General features: G+C 34.9%; 23 protein-coding genes. 10 read left to right on the top strand and 13 right to left on the bottom strand.

The features are described 5' to 3' along the window. Nucleotides 1-21: 21 nt before the first annotated feature. Both GW534_RS02140 and GW534_RS02135 read right to left on the bottom strand, forming a co-directional pair. Nucleotides 22-924 carry a fumarylacetoacetate hydrolase family protein gene (locus tag GW534_RS02140; protein WP_161919413.1) on the bottom strand — a complete coding sequence of 301 codons (903 nt, stop codon included), beginning with the start codon at nucleotides 922-924 and terminating at the stop codon, nucleotides 22-24. A gap of 4 nt (nucleotides 925-928) precedes the next feature. Beyond that, nucleotides 929-2,107: a DUF418 domain-containing protein gene (locus tag GW534_RS02135; RefSeq protein ID WP_161919412.1), complete on the bottom strand. Its 1,179-nt coding sequence runs from the start codon at nucleotides 2,105-2,107 to the stop codon at nucleotides 929-931. Between the two features lie 199 nt (nucleotides 2,108-2,306). Here GW534_RS02135 and GW534_RS02130 point away from each other — a divergent pair, with 199 nt between their 5' ends. The 6 genes from GW534_RS02130 (at nucleotide 2,307) to GW534_RS02105 (ending at nucleotide 4,381) form a co-directional block, all read left to right on the top strand. Continuing rightward, on the top strand, nucleotides 2,307-2,528 hold the full coding sequence (locus tag GW534_RS02130; protein ID WP_161919411.1) for a spore germination protein: 222 nt from the start codon (nucleotides 2,307-2,309) through the stop codon (nucleotides 2,526-2,528). A 91-nt stretch (nucleotides 2,529-2,619) separates the two neighbouring features. Then, nucleotides 2,620-2,850: a spore germination protein GerPB gene (locus tag GW534_RS02125; RefSeq protein WP_161919410.1), complete on the top strand. Its 231-nt coding sequence runs from the start codon at nucleotides 2,620-2,622 to the stop codon at nucleotides 2,848-2,850. 29 nt (nucleotides 2,851-2,879) lie between these two features. Then, a complete protein-coding gene (gene gerPC, locus GW534_RS02120) occupies nucleotides 2,880-3,503 on the top strand; it encodes a spore germination protein GerPC (RefSeq protein WP_161919409.1) in 624 nt (207 codons plus the stop codon). Then, the gene (locus GW534_RS02115; RefSeq protein WP_161919408.1) at nucleotides 3,478-3,657 is read left to right on the top strand and encodes a spore gernimation protein GerPD; all 180 of its coding nucleotides are present in this window, start codon (nucleotides 3,478-3,480) and stop codon (nucleotides 3,655-3,657) included. The genes gerPC and GW534_RS02115 overlap by 26 nt, the downstream gene beginning before the upstream one ends. A gap of 22 nt (nucleotides 3,658-3,679) precedes the next feature. After that, a complete protein-coding gene (locus GW534_RS02110; protein WP_312854619.1) occupies nucleotides 3,680-4,069 on the top strand; it encodes a spore germination protein GerPE in 390 nt (129 codons plus the stop codon). A 93-nt stretch (nucleotides 4,070-4,162) separates the two neighbouring features. Further along, nucleotides 4,163-4,381, top strand: coding sequence for a spore germination protein (locus GW534_RS02105; RefSeq protein ID WP_161919406.1), 219 nt, complete (start codon nucleotides 4,163-4,165; stop codon nucleotides 4,379-4,381). A 183-nt stretch (nucleotides 4,382-4,564) separates the two neighbouring features. Here GW534_RS02105 and addA read toward each other — a convergent pair whose 3' ends face one another. Further along, on the bottom strand, nucleotides 4,565-8,338 hold the full coding sequence (addA, locus tag GW534_RS02100; protein ID WP_161919405.1) for a helicase-exonuclease AddAB subunit AddA: 3,774 nt from the start codon (nucleotides 8,336-8,338) through the stop codon (nucleotides 4,565-4,567). After that, nucleotides 8,335-11,805, bottom strand: a complete 3,471-nt coding sequence (gene addB, locus GW534_RS02095; RefSeq protein WP_161919404.1) for a helicase-exonuclease AddAB subunit AddB — start codon at nucleotides 11,803-11,805, stop codon at nucleotides 8,335-8,337. The genes addA and addB overlap by 4 nt, the downstream gene beginning before the upstream one ends. A 179-nt stretch (nucleotides 11,806-11,984) precedes the next feature. Between addB and GW534_RS02090 the strand changes: the two genes are divergently transcribed. Next, nucleotides 11,985-12,416 carry an MFS transporter gene (locus GW534_RS02090; RefSeq protein WP_161919403.1) on the top strand — a complete coding sequence of 144 codons (432 nt, stop codon included), beginning with the start codon at nucleotides 11,985-11,987 and terminating at the stop codon, nucleotides 12,414-12,416. Between the two features lie 41 nt (nucleotides 12,417-12,457). On the opposite strand, the gene GW534_RS02085 is transcribed toward GW534_RS02090, so the two are convergent. Next, nucleotides 12,458-13,090 carry a TVP38/TMEM64 family protein gene (locus tag GW534_RS02085; protein WP_161919402.1) on the bottom strand — a complete coding sequence of 211 codons (633 nt, stop codon included), beginning with the start codon at nucleotides 13,088-13,090 and terminating at the stop codon, nucleotides 12,458-12,460. Between the two features lie 269 nt (nucleotides 13,091-13,359). Further along, nucleotides 13,360-15,324: a S9 family peptidase gene (locus GW534_RS02080; RefSeq protein WP_246203856.1), complete on the bottom strand. Its 1,965-nt coding sequence runs from the start codon at nucleotides 15,322-15,324 to the stop codon at nucleotides 13,360-13,362. Between the two features lie 148 nt (nucleotides 15,325-15,472). Here GW534_RS02080 and GW534_RS02075 point away from each other — a divergent pair, with 148 nt between their 5' ends. Further along, a complete protein-coding gene (locus GW534_RS02075) occupies nucleotides 15,473-15,862 on the top strand; it encodes a hypothetical protein (RefSeq protein WP_161919400.1) in 390 nt (129 codons plus the stop codon). Here GW534_RS02075 and GW534_RS02070 read toward each other — a convergent pair. Further along, nucleotides 15,808-16,422, bottom strand: coding sequence for a competence protein ComK (locus GW534_RS02070; protein WP_161919399.1), 615 nt, complete (start codon nucleotides 16,420-16,422; stop codon nucleotides 15,808-15,810). The genes GW534_RS02075 and GW534_RS02070 overlap by 55 nt on opposite strands. A 257-nt stretch (nucleotides 16,423-16,679) precedes the next feature. Here GW534_RS02070 and GW534_RS02065 point away from each other — a divergent pair, with 257 nt between their 5' ends. After that, nucleotides 16,680-16,913 (top strand): IDEAL domain-containing protein, encoded by a 234-nt coding sequence (locus tag GW534_RS02065; RefSeq protein ID WP_161919398.1) that lies wholly within the window; start codon nucleotides 16,680-16,682, stop codon nucleotides 16,911-16,913. Nucleotides 16,914-17,059: 146 nt separating this feature from the next. On the opposite strand, the gene GW534_RS02060 is transcribed toward GW534_RS02065, so the two are convergent. From GW534_RS02060 to GW534_RS02040, 5 genes are all read right to left on the bottom strand, one after another. Next, a complete protein-coding gene (locus tag GW534_RS02060; protein WP_161919397.1) occupies nucleotides 17,060-18,316 on the bottom strand; it encodes a M48 family metallopeptidase in 1,257 nt (418 codons plus the stop codon). A 69-nt stretch (nucleotides 18,317-18,385) separates the two neighbouring features. Then, nucleotides 18,386-18,691, bottom strand: coding sequence for an AzlD domain-containing protein (locus GW534_RS02055; protein WP_161919396.1), 306 nt, complete (start codon nucleotides 18,689-18,691; stop codon nucleotides 18,386-18,388). Next, the gene (locus tag GW534_RS02050; protein WP_246203854.1) at nucleotides 18,684-19,415 is read right to left on the bottom strand and encodes an AzlC family ABC transporter permease; all 732 of its coding nucleotides are present in this window, start codon (nucleotides 19,413-19,415) and stop codon (nucleotides 18,684-18,686) included. Before GW534_RS02050 ends, GW534_RS02055 begins: the two co-directional genes overlap by 8 nt. Nucleotides 19,416-20,082: 667 nt before the next feature. Next, on the bottom strand, nucleotides 20,083-21,078 hold the full coding sequence (locus tag GW534_RS02045; protein ID WP_161919395.1) for a lipoate--protein ligase: 996 nt from the start codon (nucleotides 21,076-21,078) through the stop codon (nucleotides 20,083-20,085). 21 nt (nucleotides 21,079-21,099) lie between these two features. Beyond that, nucleotides 21,100-21,834 (bottom strand): MBL fold metallo-hydrolase, encoded by a 735-nt coding sequence (locus GW534_RS02040; RefSeq protein ID WP_161919394.1) that lies wholly within the window; start codon nucleotides 21,832-21,834, stop codon nucleotides 21,100-21,102. Nucleotides 21,835-22,017: 183 nt separating this feature from the next. Here GW534_RS02040 and yhfH point away from each other — a divergent pair, with 183 nt between their 5' ends. Further along, complete coding sequence (gene yhfH / locus GW534_RS02035) at nucleotides 22,018-22,155, top strand: protein YhfH (RefSeq protein WP_161919393.1); 138 nt, start codon at nucleotides 22,018-22,020, stop codon at nucleotides 22,153-22,155. Between the two features lie 180 nt (nucleotides 22,156-22,335). Here the strand turns inward: yhfH and hemH are convergent, their stop codons facing one another. Further along, complete coding sequence (hemH, locus tag GW534_RS02030) at nucleotides 22,336-23,262, bottom strand: ferrochelatase (RefSeq protein WP_161919392.1); 927 nt, start codon at nucleotides 23,260-23,262, stop codon at nucleotides 22,336-22,338. Nucleotides 23,263-23,269 lie beyond the last annotated feature (7 nt).

Here is a 23,269-nt window from a genome sequence, read left to right as displayed (position 1 = left end):
TTTTTAGTCTGATTTTTGCTTTTACTCAATACGATTTACAAGCGTTCCTATTTTATCAATTGTTATCTCAATTTCATCCCCGGACTTTAGAAAACGTGGCGGTTTAAAACCTTTACCGACTCCTGCGGGTGTACCAGTTGCGATAATATCACCTGGTTCTAGCGTCATTCCTCTTGAGATAATGGAAATCACTTGTTCAATTGGGAAAATAAGTAGTTCAGTTGATGAACTTTGGCGTACTTCCCCATTTACTTTCGTTTCAATATGTAACGCATTTGGATTCGGAATTTCGGATTTATGTACAATCCATGGACCCATTGGACATGTCCCATCTAAACTTTTTCCTAAAAAATATTGTTTATGTCGCCTTTGAATATCTCTAGCCGTAATATCGTTGATAATCGTATAACCGAATACATAATCAAGGGCATCTTCCTCTTTTATTCCTTTTCCTTTTTTACCAATAACGATTGCAAGCTCGCCCTCATAATCTAGCTGATCCGTAATAGTTTTATGATTCGGTACGGGCTTATTCGGTCCATTTACCGTTGTTGGCGCCTTCGTAAAGATAATAATTTCCGTTGGTATATCCGCTTCACTTCCCATTTCTATCGCATGTTCACGATAATTTTTACCTACACAGAAAATATTTTTCCTCGGGACAGGAATTGGTGCAGCTAATTCTATTTCATTCATTGAATAAACCGCTTCAGCATACTCTCCATTTTTTTGAAACGTGGCGGTTAATTCGTTAACTTTATTTAAAAACTGATCCCCTTGTTCGATACATTCAATTAATGTATTTGGAAGATAAGATGTCCCATTTTGCAGTTCATCTAACTTTTTTAAATCTATTACCTTTTCATCAACGACAACACCAACAAATTGATTTCCATTTTCATTTGTAGCAGTAACAAACTTCATTATTTTAAGCCCCTTTCATTTCCTTTTTAATTTGTGAAAATTTTCCATATGTTAAACCTCGCCATGCCCATTCTATTGGACCTATGCGAAAATGTTTTAACCATAACTTACTTAAAATTAATTGAATGACATATATGGCAATCGCAAGTATTGTACTTTGCGTATATGAAACTTGTCCAAAAAGTCCAAGCCCATAACTGTAAAAAGTAAACGAACATAAAATAGATTGGAATAAATAGTTTGATAAGGACATTTTCCCAATATAACTAAACGGTGTAAAAACTTTTCTCTCTTTTTGACAAAATAAGTAAATAATCGCGATATAAGCAAGGGTTAAAAGAGCACCACCAAATACATCTTGTAAATGTTGAAACGCAATGTTTTTCCCAATAATATATGGCACTAATTTCAAGAGCAGCCCACTAGGCAAAGTAAAAATGAGAATCCAGCGCCAAAATCGAGCATTATTTTCATTCGTGACTAATTTCTTTCCTTTTGCTAAACTTGCCCCGAATATAATAAGTGGAAAGACCATTAATGTGAGCATAATAAAGGAACTTCCCGTTTGCATAAACCAGTCTTGTAACCTTTGTACTGTTACTTCAATAAATGATCCCTGTTGGTAAATTGCGGTGACAGACGTTGCTTTTTCATCATCAAAAATAGAAATATTGGTTTTTTCTAAAAAGCGTGCAATCGGTAAAATTTGAAAAAACAGCCATAAGTTTGGAATCGTGTACATGATGATCGCAATCATGGCTAGCACTTTTGCTGATAATCGAACAAATAATAATAATAAAAAACCGAACACGGCATACGTCACAAGAATATCCCCTGGCCAAATGAAAATTGCATGAATTAGACCAATAATAAGTAAAATCATCATCCTTCTAATGGCCACAGAGTAAAAGCTTCCACCACGTGACTCTAACTTTTCTTTCATAATGATTAAGCCGTAACCAAAAATGATCGCAAATAGCGGATAAAAACTGGCTTGAATAAAAATATCATTTAAGATAAAAATCCATTCATCTAATTTTGAATCGGCAAGCTCAGCTAAATCTACATAAAGATACGGGGTATGAAATGAAAAGATGTTAACGAGAAAAATACCTAAAATTGCAATTCCCCTTAATACATCAATTGAAAATATCCGCCCCTCTTCGATTTTATTCTCTTCCAACCTTTCTTACTCCTTTTCTTTTTCCGTATAACAGAAGTATAATTTATTGCTAATTTTCAATCTAATAAAAAATCTCCGTTACTTTTAATGGTTGTAGGCATTTGTATCACGTTTTCTTTTGTAATTCATAAAATAAACTGACTGAGTGAATGTAGGTAATGATTATTCGGAAAAATTTTACGATTGAGGAAGTGAGAACGTGCCAGCCATCGTCGGTATGGTAAATGTTAATTTAGTTACCTCAAGTGCGGTTTTTAATATTGGAGATGTGTTTCGTATTTCACCTTTTTCAACATCAAAGACTTTCTCAGGAGCCGGTTCCTTTAACACGGGTGAAACATTGTATGTATATAACCATCAAAGTAATACGAATACGTATGATAAAGACTTTATTGACCAGCCGAATAGTTTTAATGTTTAATCTTTCTAATAATTCCGCTTCAGGCATAGGCTTTCCGCTGGCGTGGCTTACAGGCTAAAGTTTTTATTTTAACAAATGTAGGTGAATTTGTATGAATTTTTATGTCCAGCAATCGATTCATATTAATATATTGCGAGTAGGCAGTCTGAGTAACGCTTCTGTTTTGCAAATTGGAACGTCAGGCATTATAAAATCTGCTACCCATATAGCAAACAGTGGCGGGTTTACAGGACCAGCCCCTAAAACAACGACCCATCAAGGGTTTGTCATAGATTCAATCAAACCAATGACTAATCTATCAAACCAACAAAATAACCGTTAATACTTCTAAACTTCAAAGGAAGTGATGTTTTGCAACAGGAGTTAATCTTTTACCTTAACCAATTAGCTGCAAAAATTAAAAAACAGGAAGAACAATTAACGAAAATAGAAAAAGATAATGAAGAACTAAGGAAAACGATAGATACATTAAAAAAACAACCACCAATTAATGTTGAAAAGATTGAATATCATTTTGATCAATTAAAAATTGAAAGATTAGATGGAACGTTAAATATCGGACTTAATCCAAGTGATTTACAAGGGATGGATGAATTTGCCATTACACCAAACAACCAAATGCAACCTCTTTTTCAAAATCAATCATTGATCGAGCAAATCCGTAATAAATTGAATGATTATATTGACCATGAGTTACCTAAAGAAATTGAAGCAAAGAAAAAAGAATTCAATTTGCAATTGGATGATTCGTTTACTCAGTTTATTTTAGATGACATTCGGAAACAAATGCCCGACCGAATTCATTTTTATATACAAAAATTAGCACAAGAAAATAGCAATCGTTCCCAAGAAGAACAAGAACAGGAAATTATTTACCGAATTGTTGAAGACATTTCACAAGCAATAAACGCCTTTTTAAAACAATTTCCAGCGAAAGGAGATGGGGGCAATGATTCTGGAAGTGACCAATCATGAGCTTGTCGTTGGAGAAATACAAATTAGGAGTATTTCTAGTTCTTCTGTTTTACTTATTGGCGATACAAACTCGATGCAAATCTTTTCAGCCTTTGATACACCTTCAGATTCATTAGTTATATCACCCCTTGTGCCAATTGCCCCGGAATCTTAATATGTTAAAACGGTTGTCTAAAGTGGATTACATTGATGTCAATACATTAACAAGTGCCTCCCAATTACAAATTGGCGATGCAAAGGAAATTGAACTGCAAACAAATGCATTAGCTATGGTTCGTGACGCTGAAATATGGACTGGAAACGAAGGAAACTTTAATAAATTTCCAATTTTTCATCGTCCAACGACTTGGCCAGCTTTGTATGAACCATTAGTCGTCAGAACAAATAATGTAAAGGGGAAAATTGAAGTAGGAAAAGTGGATGTTCTTGGTGTCGCAAATTCTTCACTAATTCAAATTGGCAGTAATAACAAGATGAAGTCGGAAACCCGTTTAAAACATATCCGCCATTTAACCATCCCTCCAGACAAAAATGTAAAGAAGTCAACGAATCAAGATGAACGATGATGGGACGGATGCATAATTTATAATAAGAGAGTTTAAAATCACAAAGGTTGCCAAACATTTTGTAAGTTACTAACACTTAAAGGGATGTTTTTTATGCCTAGTATTATTGGTTCAGTGAATGTTGCCAATGTCACTGGTGGAGTCGTCAATTTTGGCGATTCGTTAAATATATCACCAAAAAATGTATCAAAAACAAGTAACGGTTCAGGCTCGGCTATAACCGGTATATTTAATGTTGCCAATAACGGGTTTAATGCGACGAATCATATTGATCCTGATGTTGTCGATCAACCGTCTGTGCAAAATGATTAAAAAAGAACTGTCCATAAGACAGCTCTTAAAAATTTTTTCGCTTCAGTGGCGGACGCTTTCCGCCGGCACTGCCTCAGCCTCCTCGTCCCTCCGGGGTCTTCGGCCAGTGCTGTTACGGCAGGAGTCGCCGCCACTTTCGCTATTTACTATCAATTTACTTATTTTACAACACATATTTACCCGTTATTCTACAGTTAAAATATGCCCACCGTCAAAAAAGTATAAGTAGGAAGTTGTTACAGGTTCGTTAAATATTGTTTCAATAGCCTTCCGATATAACTCTACTTGAGTTTCATATCGTTTCAATAGGACAGGTTTGGCTTCTTCAAAACCTCCTTTAAAACGATCTGTGATTTGATCTGTTTTAAAGTCAATTAAAACAAGACCGTTTGCATCTTTCATTAATAAGTCAATCATCCCTTGGACAAATACAGGGTCGTCACCTTCTTGCCAGTCAGGGTACACTTCTTGTGGTGGAAGTGTAAAACTAAACGGAACTTCGCGTCTTACCCAGTCTGAACCGAGGACACGTAAACCAACTTTCGAATCGAAAAAGCGAACAACCGCTTCAACATCAATTGCTTTTGCCTCTTCTTCGGTCATTAATTCCTTTTCTTGCATGAAGAAAATTTGTTTTTCAATCGATTCTAACGTTGGTTTCGTAGACAGATCAACATGTTGCATGACCATATGCATCGCTGTTCCTTTTTCAGCTGGGGTTAATTTCTTCTCTTGCATAAACTTCGGTCTTGCAGTAATCGGTTTTTTAAAGGAACGAACTAATTTCATATCACTATATTCATCTTTTATTTCTCTTAACCGTTTGATTTCTGTAACCGATTGTTTACTACGATGGACCGTTGCCGTCTCGTACTCATATTGCCATTGTAGCTGACTTGCGATTTTTTCTTTATATTCGGATTCAACGGGGACTGGTTCTCCCTTTTTAACATAATTTAATAAGTTTTCAGCCTCGTTTTCTTCCTCTGCTGCCTTGTTTAAAGTAAGACTTGAGACCCAGTCAATTTTCCAAAGGGAAGGATGTTCAATAACTTCACGAACTGTTTCATTCGTGGTATCAATCTCTGATAATCGTAAATTATCCGCATCCCGATGACGAATTAAGGCAGGACCAACCCAATCTAAGTAACTTTTAGCTTTCATACGGTCAAAATCACTTAATAACCAAGTTGGCTCAGATAAATGTTTTTGCCATTTATCAATTAATTTCTCTTTATTTTTCGTCGAACCAACTAAGTATAGCTTTTCCTTCGCCCGAGTTAAGGCAACATATAATACACGCATTTCTTCTGCAATAAGTTCCAAACGTTTTTTTCTATTAAAGGACATATGAATTAACGAATCATACGTAATTTGTTTTTCAGGATTGATATACTTTGTTGCTAAACCGTACTCTTTATCAAACAAATAATTTTTCCGTAAATCCATCATATTAAATTCCCTACCCATTCCTGCAACAAAGACGACTGGGAATTCTAGTCCTTTACTTTTATGAATGGTAATAATACGAACAACATCTTCATTTTCACCAAGGGCACGGGCAACTCCTAAATCTTCACCACGGTCTTGCATTCGTTCAATAAACCGTAAAAATCTGAATAAGCCACGGAAGGACGTTGACTCATATTGACGAGCTCGATCATATAACGCTCTTAAGTTTGCTTGGCGTTGTTTACCACCAGGAAGTCCACCAACATAATCGTAAAACTTTGTATCACGATACAATTGCCATATTAAATCTGATAAAGCACCTGAACGGGCTTGTGTACGCCAATCATTTAATTTGTGTAAAAACATGTCCAACTTTTGTTGGATTCTTTCTTCAAATTTTGACTTGGCCTGTAAACTCTGGAATTTTTTTACCGCTTCAAAAAAGCTCGTTTTCTTTGCATGAATGCGAATTTGCGCTAATTCTTCCTCATTTAAACCGATGATTGGCGAGCGAAGGACTGAAACGAGCGGTATATCTTGATACGGATTATCAATGACTTGGAGTAATGCAAGCATTGTTGATACTTCCGCCGCTTCAAAATATCCTGTTGAAATATCGGCATACACCGGAATATTTTCATCTTTACATGCTTCCATAAATTGTGGTGCCCATTTAAAGGACCGGAATAAAATAACAATATCTCTATATTGAATTGGTCGGTAAGTTCTTTTCTTCGTATCAAAAACTTCTACCTTCGAATCGATAAGTTCACGAATTTTTCGCGCGACATAAATCGATTCTAATTCTGACTGTTCCAATTCTTCTTGGGTAAAAAAGTCCTCACCCGCTTCAGAATATGATTCATCATCAACCGTTTGTTCATCTTCCTCTGCACTCTCATTATGAATAATTGTAAACTCAACAGGATATGGCTTGTCCTGTGGATAGTCAGCTCCAAGTTTTAATTCCGCCGCTTCATCATATTCAATTTCACCGACTGCTTTACCCATAATTTGTTTAAATATAAAGTTTGTCCCATCAAGGACCTCTTTACGACTACGGAAGTTTCTCGATAAATCAATGCGAAGTCCGCTTTTTTCACCATCTAATGTAAAACGTAAATATTTGTTTAAGAAAAGATTCGGTTCGGCAAGGCGGAAACGATAAATTGATTGCTTTACATCCCCTACCATAAATAAATTACCTTCTGCTTCCGATGGCTTTTTCACTAACTGAAGAATGGACTCTTGTACCATGTTCGTATCTTGATACTCGTCAATAAACACTTCTTTAAACTGTTTTTGATAACTTAACGCTGCTTCTGTCGGTATTAATTCCCCATTTTCATTCGGTGTTCCTAAAATTTGTAACGCATAATGTTCTAAATCGGAAAAGTCAACAAGTCCCTTTTCCTTCTTCAGTTCAGAAAATTTTTGTGAAAAGCCACGAACTAGATTCACTAAAGTTCGGACTGGTTCTTTCATCGCTCGTAAATCATTCAAATACGTTTCTGGTTTTCTTGAGAAAAGATCCTCTTTAAGTTTCGTAATAATTTTCTTCCCTTGTTCACGGAGAGTTTTTGACTTTTCAACAAGTTCTTCCAAGTATTCGTCACCGCGACAAGTTTTCAATCTTGTGAATGAGACATTTTGAAAAGCATCATATAAAATTTGGAACGATTCATCTTTTGCTTTTAATAGCAAATTAACAAGTTGTATATCTTTTTCAAAATTCTCCGCTCGTTTATCTGGCCCACCCGGTTGACGAGTTAATTCTAATGCTTCTTCAAAAAGACGTTTCGCTTCGTTTAATTGCAGTTCTAAATCATACAACAATGGTTCGATAAACGGCAGGTCCTCTACCTTTTGATCATCACCAATGTCATATATATCAACTAAGCTTTCCAACCAACGCTCCGGATTAGGATTCGCACGAGAAAACTCAAAAAGTTGTAAAATTAATTTTTGCAATTCATCATCATTACGGTCATTCGTAAACATATCGACAACTTTAAAAAATGGCTCATTGTCTTTTTTACCGTATTCCTCTTCTAATAAACTTTCTAAAGCTTCATCTTTTAAAAGCATTCCTTCTGTCTCTTCCATTAATCGAAAACCAGGATCAATATCAATCATGTAATAGTATTTTCGAACTACCTCTAAACAAAAGGAATGGAGTGTGGAAATCGTAGCATTGTTCAATAAGCTTAGCTGTCTACGTAAATGATTAGAATATGGATTTTTCGCAATTTCTTTCTCTAAAGCAACGCCAATTCGCTGGCGCATTTCCGCTGCTGATGCATTCGTAAAAGTAGCAACAAGCAGTTCATCCACATTCATTGGATTTGTTTCACTTATTATTTTTTCAATAATCCTTTCAACTAGGACTGCCGTTTTTCCAGAACCAGCTGCCGCTGCCACTAATATATCTTTTCCACTCGCATGAATCGCTTTCCACTGGTCATCTGTCCATGTGACATCTTGTGGTTTTACCGGAATGTTCATGACTTCACAGCTCCCTTCACCCGTTCTAACGCTTCATCCCGATTTAATTTTGGAAGGATGCGATAATCATTTTCTTTTAAACTCGTATCAAACTGGCATACCGATTTAAATGGACAAAACGTACAAGCTGTTTTATCGCCAATTTTATATGGGGCAATATCGACATTACCTTCAACAATTTTATTTCCCGTTTCAACAAATTTCCGTTCAACATAGGAACGTAATTCGGTAAACTCTTCCTCGGTCGCCACTTTAGATTTTGCGGTCAACGATCCATCTCGTTTAATACCTGCAGAAACGATTTTCGATTCACCGGAATCTAACGTCTCATCCATCATGCGAACAACTTCAGGATCAGACAAGACGAGACCTTTCATTTTAAATTCTTTAAAAATCAATTCCTCAATTTCATCAAGCGTAAGTAGTTTTTTACTTCTAATAATCGGATTATGAATATGGAAATATAGTACACCAGCTGGGTTCGCTTTTTTGCCAACTAATTTTTCCGAATAACGAATTAAAATATCTAGATATGTGAGCATTTGTAGCGCAATTCCATAATACACTTCACCGATATCTAAATCCCGTTTGCTCGATTTATAATCGACGACCCGTAAAAATACACCTTTATCGTTTTCCGCTTTATCTACCCGGTCGATACGGCCGACAAGTTGCATCTTCATTCCATTTTTCAATTCAAACTGAATCGGTGGAAGATCTCCCTTTGGCCCAAAGCTCATTTCCAACTTATAGGGAATAAATTGACTCGCTTTTGCATGCTTTTCAATCACTTCCGTTGCTCGGTAAATTACTCTTTCTAATTTCCGTTTAATATATTGGTAACGATTCGTACTTAAAAGAATCTCATTTTGCAGTTTCGGTGATAAAAACTCGACCGCTTCAATGACTAATTGACGAATTTGTTCCCTCGTTAATTGGCCCCAAACAAGATTTTCCTCATTCACTTTATCGCCAATAAATTTCAATGCGCCGTGGAACATTTCTCCAATATCAGGTGCTTCTAGTCGATAAATTTCCCGTTCTTGTAATTGCAAGCCATAAGATAAGAAGTGGGAATATGCACAACTGTTGAACTTTTCCATCCGGGAAATACTACCTTGAAGTGTTTCACCATATAAATCTTTAACCGTATCATCGGATAGTTTCTTTGCCTTATTTTCAAAAAATAAACTTGATAACACTTTTTTCACTTCATATTTTTTATTACTTTCAATAAGCAAATTGTAACTATCCCACCAAAGTTCTTCGATTGGATAATTACGTTTATATCCTTGGAGTTGATACGTGACATGGGTTAACGCTTGGTCCCAATTTAGGATATACTCTAATTGTTCCTTTGCTTTAAGCTCCATCGGGTCATTATCAAACTGAAGCTGCTCACTTTCTGGAAACATTTCTTTTAATCGCTTAATGTATGGTGACGGCATAAGAGCCTTTCCTTCTTCATTAGCAATCGGATAGGAAATATATAATTTTTCAGACGGTGTCGTAAAAGCTTTATAAGCAATAAAATCCTCATCTAATAGCCTGTCTTTATTTGTCGGTGCTATAACAAGACCAGATTGAATTAAGTTCTCCCGCTCTTCATCCGTTAAAATCCCTTTATCCTTATATTTCATTGGTAACACATCATCGTTTAAACCGATCACAAAGGCAACTTTTACGTCTGCTAAACGGGAAAGTTCTAAGTTTGCGACAATGACTTGGTCAATTGCCGGAGGTACAATAGAAAATTCTAATGATTCAAGACCTGCTTCAATAATTTCGGCAAATTCTTTTAAACTTACTTTTTCTTCGCCTAAAATTTCCACATATTGATCTAGTAAATTGAGTACTTCATTCCATGCTTGTTCATGTTCACGGGATTTTCTCAAATTCCCTGCTTTTTCTGCCTCTAGTTGCATTTTTTCTAATTTAGCTGGAACCTCTAGTTCCTCTAAAAACAGGAACAATGCTGTACACATTTCCTGTCCATTCGTTGCTCGTTTCAACCTTCCTGCCAAACGCATAATTGGTGCAGAAATCATTAAACGGGATTCATTTAATTCTTGTTCGAATTCTCGTTCTTCATCCGTTTGTGGAAAATCAAAGTCGAGCCCACGGAAACGGCGATATTTCCATCTATTTTTTCTTGTCCATTTATCACCTTGTACTCCATATGCGAGACAATAATTTTCTAACCGGTCCATTCGTTCCCGTAATTGTTGAATATTCCCTTCTAATGGAAAAAGTAAATCGGTTTTTACCGCACGGAATATTGGGTCGTAACGCCAATAATTCGTAATAATTTCCAAAGTTGAACGGATTAACTCAATTACCGGATGATTTAACATCGAACCTTTTTGATCGATATGATATGGAATATCAAAATCAGAAAATACCGTATCAAATAGTTCTTGGTAGTTTTCACCGTTTCGCACTAAAATGGCGATATCTTTATAACGCATTCCTTCATCACGTACTAGAGACTTTATTTTTCGGCCAACACCTTCAATTTCCGCCCGCAAGTTTGCTGCTTCTGCAAAATAAATATTCGTCTCACCTTCATAAGGCGTTGGAGGAACTTTGTCGAAGTTTTTTTCTAAATACGCTAATGATGGATTATGAAAACGTTTTTGTTCTTCTAATACAATATTTTCTTCAATCGTCACCCCATTAACTTCAGCCATTTCAACAAGTGTTGCATATGCTTCAGCAGTCATACGGAACAAACTGAAATCATTAGGTAATACACTTTTATATGGCTGGTCACAATTTAAGGCAATCGTAACATTGGCACATGTTTTTATTAATTGCTCAACGACCATATATTCTTGCGGTGTAAAACTATGGAAACCGTCAATGTATATATCAGCCTTTTTTAACGTTTCAGATTCTGAAATTTTTTCTGCTAATAATTGTAAAAAGTCTTCTGATGCTAAATATTTACTTTGAATGGCTTGTTCAAACTTTTCATAAATTAACGCCAAATCATGCATCTTCGCACGTAAAGTCGGATTACCATCAATTTCTTCCTTATGTGTAAACAGTTCTTCATCCGTAATGCAATACCGTTTAAACTCACTTACGATACTTTCAACATGTTCAATGAAGCCGAATTTATCTGCTGATTGCTTGAAAACTTCAAGTTGATCCTTATTTTCATATATAATTTTCCGAATCATCATTTGAATACCCGTTGAATTGATGTGAAGACGTCCCATTCCGCCAACAGTTTGCAATACTCGCCAAGCAAGACGAGGAAAACTATATACTTGAAGGCGTATCATCCCTTGAACATCAGGATCGGAAACAATTTTATATTCGGAAAGAAATGTCATTTGATCTGGAACGATATAAACCATCAGCGGTCCTGTCGGATCTTCTTTTAGTCTTCGTTTCATTTCCTCAATAAGAAAAGTTGTTTTCCCACTACCAGATCGTCCTAATACAAATCGTAGTGCCATTATTTTCCTCCTTCCAAAAGAAAAAAGCTCAACATTTTTCCTACATATATTTTACCATAGACGAATGTACATTCGGCATAAGAATGTTTTTTCTTTAATGTCATCTGCGAGTTAATTGAATAGCCTATATAAGAGGTGATTTCCATGGTCCTAAATAAACAGTCGAAGCTAATGAACAAATGTTGTGGATTCGTAGCCTCGGTATTACAGGTGTTGTATTATCCATTTTCACTGGAAAAATCATCGCTAAAATTTCAGCCATTAAAACATTAAAATTTGGTATTTCATTAATTTGCTGTTCGATTTTTCTCATCCTTTTAATGTCAAACTCCATCTTCATCTTTGGGATTTTCTCCATATTTTTTGTAGGGGGAATATCACTTTTAATTCCAACGTTGATTCATTTAATTGGGGAAAATAGTGGGAGTTTACGAGCAAAAGCCATTTCACTTTATTCATTTATTTTACTACTTGGCGCAAGCTTGGGACCTGTTGTTGCTTCATTATTTCCATATAAAATTGTACTCACAATCATTTTAACTTTATTTTTCATTAATTATATAATTAGTCATTTCTCTATTCAAAAAAGAGAAATGGAAAAAAGCATATAAAAAAGCGCTTTATCAATATAAAATTGAAAAGCACTTTTTCTTTACTCTCTCATTTTTTCTTTTACGGGAGTATCCGACTCAACTTTTTTGTTAATATAAATTTCCACCCTTTTTCCGACATACCAAAGAATAACAATTAACACGATTACCATTAGCGTTCTCATCGGGTTATGTATAAGCGCTGGAATATCATGACCGATATAACTGACAACAAAAATCATCACCATTTTACCTGTTGTAACGGCTAATCCATATTGATAAATCGATATTTTTGATAAACCTGCAACGATATTGACAACGGCCGATGGCGTAAAGGGAAAACAAAGAATTAAAAACAGAGGACCGAATCCGCGGCGATCTACCCAATCAACTAATTTTTTTACCCGTTTATGTTCACTAACGAAGGCCATGAATCGTTTTTGACCGAATTTACGAACGACATAAAAAACAAGCATCGCACCAATAACTGCTCCTAGCCATGATACTAAAAACCCAATCCCTAAACCGAAAGCGTTCGCATTTACGGTTACAAAAACAATTAAAGGTAAAAAAGGTAAAAAGGCTTCGATCATCGGCAGTAATATCCCTGGTAATATTCCAAAGGAACGATAACCTTCTAATAATTCCATTAAATTTTCTTCTGTAAAAAACGCTTTAAAACTTGAAAAGTCCATACTAATCTCCCTTTAATATCAATTCGTGGCTGCTAAAACTTTTTAACGAACTCGCTATTTCCTGGAAATTTCCGAATCAAATATAATAATACAAATTATAACATAAATAATTTGTATATTTAAAATTCCTACTCCTAAAAAATTATATTATTTTCCTACGCAAACAGAACGAGCTTAAGTAAGAAAACATTTTATTGGTCATTATTATATAAACAAAGCTAGAGCAAATTACCACATTTAGAAAGTGGCAATTGCTTCTAGCTTGTTTTTTAAAGAAGATATTGTTTAAACCAATCATTTATATATTCCAAACGTTTCACCCGTAAGTTTGGAATTCCACTTCTTGACAATTCATGGTTCGATTTCGGGAAGCGAATAAATTTCGTTTCCTTTCCTCGATGTTTTAAAGCAATAAATAATTGTTCTGCTTGTTCAATCGGACAGCGTAAGTCTTCTTCACTATGCAAAATTAATAGTGGGGTTTTCACGTTATTTACATAGGCGAGTGGCGAAATCTTCCATAATCCTTCAATATCATCATCCAATTGATGTTGCCATTCTGTAAAATAATAACCAATATCACTGCAACCGTAAAAACTAACCCAGTTCGAAATGGACCGTTGAGTTACTGCTGCTTTAAATCGATCGGTATGCCCGATAATCCAGTTCGTCATAAATCCACCATAACTGCCACCTGTTACACCAAGTCGATTTGTATCGATAAAGTCGTAATTTTCTATCGCATAATCAACAGCTGCCATTACATCTTCATAATCACTCTTTCCGTAATTCCCTCGTACTGCATCAACAAAGGATTGACCATATCCATGGCTCCCTCTTGGATTCGTATAAAGAATAGCAAATCCCGAAGCCGCCAACATTTGAAATTCATGGAAATACGTATTCGCATACATCGTATGTGGTCCACCATGAATTTCTAAAATTAACGGATATTTTTTATTTTCGTCAAAGTTCGTCGGTTTCATTAACCAGCCATGGATATACGTATTACCATGTTTAAACACAAAACTTTCTGGCTCTGATAGTTGTATATTCTCTAACATTTCTTTGTTTAAACTTGTTAATCGTTGAACTGAACGTTCTTTTAAGTTCACTTCATATAGATCGCACGGTTCTGTCGGGTATGAAATTGCAGCAATCGCTTTATCATCAGCCATCGTTAGACCATGTATATGACCAGTTTCTTCTGTAATTTGCTGCAATTTCCCCTGTAAATCTGAGTAATAAACATTTACATTTCCTAAATAGGATGCAGTAAAATAAAAGCCTGAACTATCCTGGGACCAGATTACTCCTGGTGATACAACACCTTGTATAAAATCAGCGGCTACAACATCACCTACATGGATGTCCCATTCCGTCGATAAGTTCGTAAACTCTTTTGTTTCAACATTGTATAAATATATTTTATTAAGTGTAGCATTTTCAAATTCTCGTTCGTGTCCAACACAGGCGATATACTTGCCATCAGGAGATCCTGATGCGTGATAGTAAATCCCTTTTCCATTTGTTATGTTTACTTTTTCATTAGTATCAAGATTTAATAAATATATGTCTTGCAGGAAGGAAAAATCCGTATTCTCTGAGTAATCCGCACTATATATAATAAACTTACTATCTGTCGTGAAACCTTGTAAATTTTTATGAACAGGCCCTTCCGTTAAAATTTCCAGTTCTTCACTTTCTACATCAACAACCCCGATTTGACGATATTTCCCTCGGAAGAAGCCGATACCATCCATTTTATATTGCATTTTCTCTATTTCTAACGGCTCTGGCATTTCTTTTCTTGCATTTTTCTCATCTTGACTAGGTTGTTCATTCTCTTTTAATTGGATTGTAAAGGCAACTTTCTTTCCATCAGGCGACCAAACCGGATTTTCTGCATCGTTATTTATATTTGTTAGTTGGCGAGCTTCCCCACCTGTTAAATCGAGTATAAAAATTTGATTACCTTCTGCGCGGTTTGAAACGAAAGCCAATTGATTTCCATCCGGTGACCATCTTGGTGAATGATTTCGATAATTTCCAAAAGTCCATTGATGGGTTTTATTGGTTTGCAAATCTAAGACAAAAATATTTGAAATATATTCATTTTCATCTTTACTTATTTTTGTTTCAACATAGGCAACTTTATCTCCACTAGGCGACAAACGTGGATCCGCCACAGATTTTAATTCAAATAAATCTTTCGCTTGTATTACTCGATTCATATTTCTCCTCCACTCCAACATTTTTATGTAGTTACACATTTCGACAAATACTATCTTTTTTCCTTCATTTAATTCAGATTGATTTTTTTAATAAAATCATATAATATAAAATACAGAACGTAGGTTCGGTATTTTGGAGGTTTTGCAAATGACAAGAATCCCACCTAAAAATAGAGATTTGTTGGAAATGGCCATTTATTATCCGATGCTTATTAAAGTCTTAGAACTAGACTTACAAGTTGTAGAAAACAGTCCCTTTAAATTAAAACGACCATATAAAACATTAATTGAAAAAACACTTACCGATGTTCACAAAAAATTATATGAAGTAAAAAGGGAATTAAAAAGGCAAGGTATGAAAGTCCAAGAAGTAAAAAGGGACGAGACATTCACAACCTTTCTTTTTTTGTATAAGGGATATGAGGAGTATCATAGCTACTTTAATCCGAGGCTTAGAAACTATGTTGAGGATTTATTAGCCTTTTATTTATTTAAACGTTTTGAAAAAGATTCCATAGATAATAACGACATATCGTAATTAACTTCATATGGTGTATATGGTTCCATAGCCTCCGCCCCTCTATAGGAGGTTTCGATTATTTTCTGTTTATTCCACCTTTCCGGCGCAGATCTTTGATCAATTTTAGTCCGTAACAAAGCTGTTCGTAACATTTGGTTTTCAAAAGAATGAATAGAAATTGGTACAACGATTTCCTGATTATTTCGAAATATAACTCTCGTACGTGTATTATCATTATTGTCTTTATAATAATCAAACACATGCTCATGTGAAATCCATATACAGTGAGGTTGATTTGGCGATGCAGTCGGAAAAACATAAATCGATTGAACCGGATCAATAACTATCGGTGGCTTATGTGTAACACCGATTAATTTTTTCGTTCCTTCTTTTCTGCCATTAAAACTAGATGCGTAATATTGACAACTCCTCTTAATTACTTCCAATGGTCGCAAAGGAAAAATATGTTCATTGTCCATTTTTAATATTTTGGAAAAAATTTTACTACCGTACTTGATCGGTATAACTGCCATGACTAGTGGATCGAAGTCGATTTCTTCAATTACTTTATTGTTCATTTCCGACAAATTTCACCCTCTCTTTCTATTTTTCTACAAAATATGACTTACGACCTAAGTATAACAAAGAATCTGATTATTGTCACTATTTTACCTGGAAAGTTTTTTCTTAATTTTCAATTCAAAAATCGCAACAAAAGTTTTTCAGAATATTAGGATGATTTAGTTGAGTTTTTCGTTAATTGCTAATATAATATTAATAAATATTTTCTAGGTCGCGGGTGTCAGGTGAATCCAATTGGAAGGGGGTAAAACTTTTGAAAAAAGATAATTCTTACGCAGAGTTAACAAAAGCATATGCAAGAGCCAACAAACAAGAAAAATTCGTTCAATCCATTTATATTGATCTTTTGATTCAAGAAGCATTGCTGATGGAAAAACGTAAAAAGCTAAAAGATGAAATTGATCAGGCCATTGATCAAAATGATAAAGAATCTTTTATGGATTTATCGCAGAAATTAAACGAAGTAGAACAGCAACTAAATGCTTAAGTTTCTATAGATAACTGCTGCTTAGCAGTTTTTTTCTGAGTCGAGCAATAAAAAAGCCCATCAATAATTGACGGGCAATGAAAGTATCTCTTCTACAAGTTTTACCTACAGTACTTCTAACTTTCAATCCTCCATATATAGTTACTCTAATCTCTAAACTGTTCAGCCCTTTGTATCCTTTCCAACATTGTCGGATGCCCATACCGAAACCACTTCACTAAAATAGGCGGATTTACTTGGCTTAAACTAACTTGGGAAAGCTTTTGAAATGTTGAAACAGCAGCTTCTTGATCATTCGTTAATTGTAACGCATAGATATCCGCACGCATTTCTATATGCCTTGAAACGGCATTGGAGATTGGACTTGTCGCAAATGTCAGTACAGAAACGATTAATAAAATGAGTGGAAAAGACGAAAGCTTTTTCATTGATGAAACATTCAGTAGTCGACCATATTTATTCACAATTTTATTAGCTAATTTTGCAATAATAAACATTAACCCGAGTAATAATACGAGATACCCTGCCATACCGAAATAAATATGTTTCTCCACATAATGAGCCATCTCATGGGCCATAATAAATACTATTTCATCTTCACTTAACCTTTCCAAAGTTGTATCATACAATACAATCCGTGAATTCGTACCAATACCGGTCACATAGGCGTTTAATGCATTCGTCTTTTCCGACATATTCACTTCATATACATGTTCTGATGGAATTCCTGCCGTATCTGCAAGCATCAATATCCGCTCTTCCAGTTCCTTATTTTTTATTTCATAAAAGTCATTAAATAACGGATCGATGATGACTGGTTGAATGAACATTAAAAATACTGCAAACGGAATGGCTAAAAACCAAGTATACAACCACCAACGCTTTTCACTTTTCCTTATTAACCAATACAGTGCCGATACTACAATAAATAATAAGAGCCAATCTAGCCAAAAGTTGATTAATAGGTCGCGCATCCAATCGTGGAAACTTTGTGTTGAAATCCCATATTTTTTTGACAACGAATAGCGTAAAAATTTAAGCGGATAAAAGAACACAAATGACAAGAATGATAAACAGAAAGTAAACAATGCATTATGTACGAATTTCATTCTTGTTGTTTGTTCTGCCCATTTTTCAAATAATTTACCTATACCAAAGAACAAAAGAAGTAAGTAAAACAACCATTCTAACGGTACTTCAAGAAAAAATAGGAAGTTCCGGATTTTTGAATACTCTTCTGATTTGACAAGTTCTTCGGCTGTTAAAAACGTTTCTGGGTCAACACTCGATCCTTTAAATTCGGCAGGTATCGCTCCGGTGTCGAAATAAAATAAGTAAAAATAAATAAACGCGATAAAGATTACATAGCCAACAATGAAAGATAAAAGCAGTTTCCTTCTCAAATAACTCCCCCATTCCGAAAATGTAAACAAGCTATTAATACATTATGCAAGGGATTCCGAATTTATTTTTTAAAAATAAATGGATACTCCTGTCAGAACGAGAATAGAACCGATTACGACAAAGATGACATTAACACCCGTATAAGCGATGAGAAAGGCAACAACAGCACCTAAACAACCGTACCAAAGTTCCTCCTGGATAAATAGAACTCCCGGAAAAATTAACGCGCCTAAAATAGCGTAAGGAACATTTTTTAAAACACCTTGTAAAAAAGACGGTAATTTTAGTTTTTCTAAAAAGACAAGGGGAATCATACGTGGAAGATAGGTAACAATCCCCATCCCTACAATCATCCAAACTACTGAACTAACCATTACTATTCCCTCCCGTCTTGTTTCGGATGACTTCAATGCTCTCAATTAAAATTGCAGAAATAAGCGTTGAACAAACGATTGCCCAACCCGTCGATAATAATTCAAATAAAACAAAGAAACTATTAAATACAGCAGCAATTAAAGCTAAGAAGACGACTTTTAAACTTCCTTTCATTGAAGGAACAAGCAGTCCGATAAACATCGCATATAAAGCGATTGACATCCCCTCTTGGAACACCGCTGGTAATCCAGAACCAATTATATAACCTACCCCAGAAAAGCATACCCAACTACTATAGGCAATCAACGTTAAACCGAACATGTAACCTGTCGTTAGCTTTTCCTTTTGAACAGCTGCAACTGAGAATGTTTCATCCGTTATCCCAAAGGCGTAAATCCCTTTTTTCCACGGCCGCTCCTTTACAACCTTTTCATTTAATGATGCTGACATTAACATATGGCGAATATTAACAATAAACGTAGTAAATATAACTTCAAACACCCCAATTGATTTTGCAATCATATCAAGCGCCATATATTGGGAAGCCCCTGCATAAACTATCAAACTCATTAACACCGTTTCAAATAAAGATAATCCCGTTGCTTTAGCTAAAAATCCATATGTAATCGCAACCGGCATATATCCAATAGCAATCGATAACCCGCCATTTAACCCTTGCTTAAACTGACTAACTGGCTTTTCAATGACACTACTCGTTTGCAAGAACACTTCCTCCTTTTCATTTTGTCAAATTTACAAATTTATGTATAATTCCCATTTTAATAGAATCCTTTCACTTTTTAAATGGGTAAAGTATTAATTTTTCATTTTGAATTTTAAAAAACATTCGTTGCGTGGGGTTAAATTTGGATAAACAGGGATTTACTGTAGATATGGAGCTGGGTAACTAAGGCTATATGGAGATTTGCTACGGATATTAAGAGCGTTACTACTGATAAATTGAAACTTACTACGGATTTTCGACCCAATACTACGGATATACTGAAGCTTACTACGGATTTCGAGCATGATGCTACGGATAAAAGAGATCTCACTGCTCATATCTGCCCCTTTATTGTGGATAAATGAAGCATCACTAATGATAAATCGAGTTTCACTATCGATATAACAAATTTCACTAATGATTTAAGTGGTACAGGGGTAAGTGGTACAGGGGTAAGTGGTACAGGGGGACGGGTTCGGTGTACCAAAAGTAAGATGAAGCACGCATTAGTTATTGGTGGAACCGGTATGTTAGATTAATTTACTAATGATTTAATTAATTTCACTGGCGATAAAATAAGTTTCATTAGCGATTTCCCTAACATCCCCCTTACAAACTACGTCTGCACAAAAAAGCCTGCATAAAAAATATGCAGACTCATCAATATTAATAAACTAAATTAATAAAATCTTCTTTTTCAATGTTTCCGAAGTAATGTTGAATATCAACATCTTTTAACGCTTCTACAATTGATGCTTTTTCGTAACGAACACCTTTTAGTTTGTTTTCAATATCCGCTACATCTCCCCAACCGAAGAAATCACCAAAGATTTTCACATCTTCAATAATACCTCTGTTCACATTTAAACGGACATCAATCGTACCAACTGGGAAACGATGGGAGTTTGAAATGTTTGATTTTGGAGATTTACCATAGTTCCAGTCCCAAGTTTGATATTTATTTTTAGAAATTTCTTCAATTTGTTTCCAATCTTCCTCTGTTAAAACATATTCTTGAACTTCTAAACCTTGCTCTTTGAATACACTCTTCAAGATATATTGTTTAAATTCTTCTACAGTCATGTCTTGGTTGATATAATCTTTAATGTTACCTACACGGGAACGAACAGATTTAACACCTTTTGATTCAATTTTTTCTTTTTTCGGTCTTAATGCTTTTCCAACACTATCTAAATCAACACTAAGCATTAATGTACCGTGGGTATACATTCTTCCACCTGTTGCGTATTGCGCGGTACCAGAAACTTTTTTACCATCAATTTCAATATCATTACGTCCCATTAACTGCGCGTTCGCACCTAAATTACGTAGTGCATTAATTACGGGTTGCGTAAATTTTTTGAAGTTTTCTTGAATACTGTTACCTTCGTCTTTCGTAATGAAGCTATAGTTTAAGTTTTCTAAATCATGGTATACTGCACCGCCACCAGACATACGGCGTACAACGATAATATCGTTTTCTTCAACATATTTTGTATTAATTTCTTCAACAGTGTTTTGATTTCGACCAATAATAATGGAAGGTTGGTTTATGTAAAACAGTAAATAAGATTCATTAATATCTAAGTTTTTTAAAATATGTTCTTCAATTGCAAGGTTAATTCGCGGATCATTAATCCCCTTATTATCTACGTATAACATATGTATACCTCCTAAATTTCCTTATATATTCCATACATCTCCCATTTTTGCTAAATGAATTGGACCGGAATACTCTTCACTTGCTTCTTTGAGCAATTGTTGTAAATCACCATATTGTGGAAGATGGGTTAAAATGAGATGTTTTACATTCGCTTCACGAGCAAGTTTACCAGCTTCTATACTAGTCATATGACCGGCATTTTCCCCATTCATATTACCATAAAAATTACATTCCGACAAAAGCAAATCCACATCTTGACAAAACTCAACAAACTCAGGCTGATACGCACTATCCGCCGTAAAAACGAAGGATTTTCCGTCTGCTTCAATACGAAAAGCAAAGCATGGTACAGGATGTTTTGTTTTTAAAAATTGAATCGTAAATGGTCCAATCTGCAGTGTTTCATCCGGATTATAACTAATTCCTTTTGTAAATTCTTTATACGATAATTGCGCAAATCCTTCTTCATCCAAATTATGACCATAGATAGGCAGGCTTTTTTTAATATCTGTAAGATAACTTTTCACTAATAACGCGTGTTGTAATACACCGATATCAGCAACATGGTCCGTATGATAATGACTTATTAGTACAGCATCCAATTCTTCTGGTTGCACATAGTTTTGCATTTTTGATAAGACACCACTACCACAGTCAATTAATAATTTAAAACCATTATGTTCAAGTAAATAACCACTGCTAGCCTCATTTACCTTAGGATATGCTCCCCACAGGCCGATAATCGTTAATTTCATTACATAACCTCCTTTAACTTATTTTAACTTTTCTAAAATTACTATACTAAATGTGAACATCTTTTCATACTTTTTTATTTTTGTTTTAAAACAGGGGTTGCAAAATAAAATGTGTTGTAATACAATATGTTATAGAACAAATGGGTGTTTTAAAAAAATGTTACAAAACAGAGGGGGGTTAAAATGATTCAAAGTATTGTAGAGTTCTTTAAAAATTTACCAGCTAAACATTGCCAACATTGTGGTGAACAAATCGAAGAGCAAGCTGAATGCTATGGAAACGTTTGTCATCATTGCATTGGATTAAAGGATTTAAAATAATTCGTTTATGAATAACAAACTAAAAGTCCTTTAATTTATTAAACTTGTTATAATACATGATTTTGCTTACATCCACAGAAAATCCAGTATCAAACCATCCTCTTTTAAGGAATAAAATATGTCATGTAACAGAAAAAAGCTGTCATAAAGGGATTCCTCTCCCTCACGACAGCTTTTTTATTATTTCAATTTTTTCATTACAACTTCTGTTAACACTTTAATGAAACCATCATCATCGTTCGGCATAGCTGGACGGTAATAGTTTGCGCCAACTTCTTCACAAACGATACGACATTCAACATCATTGTCATATAACACTTCCAAATGATCCGCAACAAATCCAACTGGGCAATAAACGAAAGCTTTATATCCTTTCTCATTAAATAAATCTCTCGTTAAATCTTGAACATCCGGCCCTAACCAAGGTTCAGGCGTTTGTCCCTCACTTTGCCAGCCTACTGCATATTCTTTAATGCCTGCTTTTTCAACAATTAATTTTGCTGTTTCAGATAATTGTTCTGCATACGGATCGCCATGTTGTAATATTTTTTCCGGTAAACTATGGGCAGAAAAGATAACACAAACATTATCTTTATCTTCCTGTGGCATTTTCTCAAATACAGCTTGAATTTGGTCTGCCCAGAAATCAATAAATTTCGGCTCGTCATACCAATGATCAACGGATGTGATTTCAATTCCGTATTTTTCCGCTGTTTTTTGGGCACGTTCATTATAACTTTTAATACTAAATGTTGAATAATGTGGCGCTAAAACAATACTGACTGCTTCTTTAATACCAGCTTTATTCATATCCTCTACCGCATCTTCAATAAAAGGATGAATATGTTTTAAACCAATAAACAGTTCAAACTCATAATTATTTTGAACTTTATTAAGACAATTTGTTAGCTTTTTAGCTTGAGATCTAGTAATTTCCGCTAAAGGTGAAATCCCACCAATTGCTGCATAGCGATCTTTCAAATCTTGAAGTTGCTCATCTGCAGGACGTCGACCATGACGAATATGGGTGTAATAAGGTTCAATATCTTCTTCTGTATACGGTGTACCGTACGCCATAACTAATAATCCTATTTTCTTTTTACTCATTAAAAAT

Origin of the sequence: Pallidibacillus pasinlerensis (genome assembly GCF_009996845.1) — a bacterium.
Lineage (GTDB): Bacteria > Bacillota > Bacilli > Bacillales > Caldibacillaceae > Pallidibacillus > Pallidibacillus pasinlerensis.
Note: the sequence above shows the minus strand (reverse complement) of the source record. Positions and strands in the feature narration are given on the sequence as shown.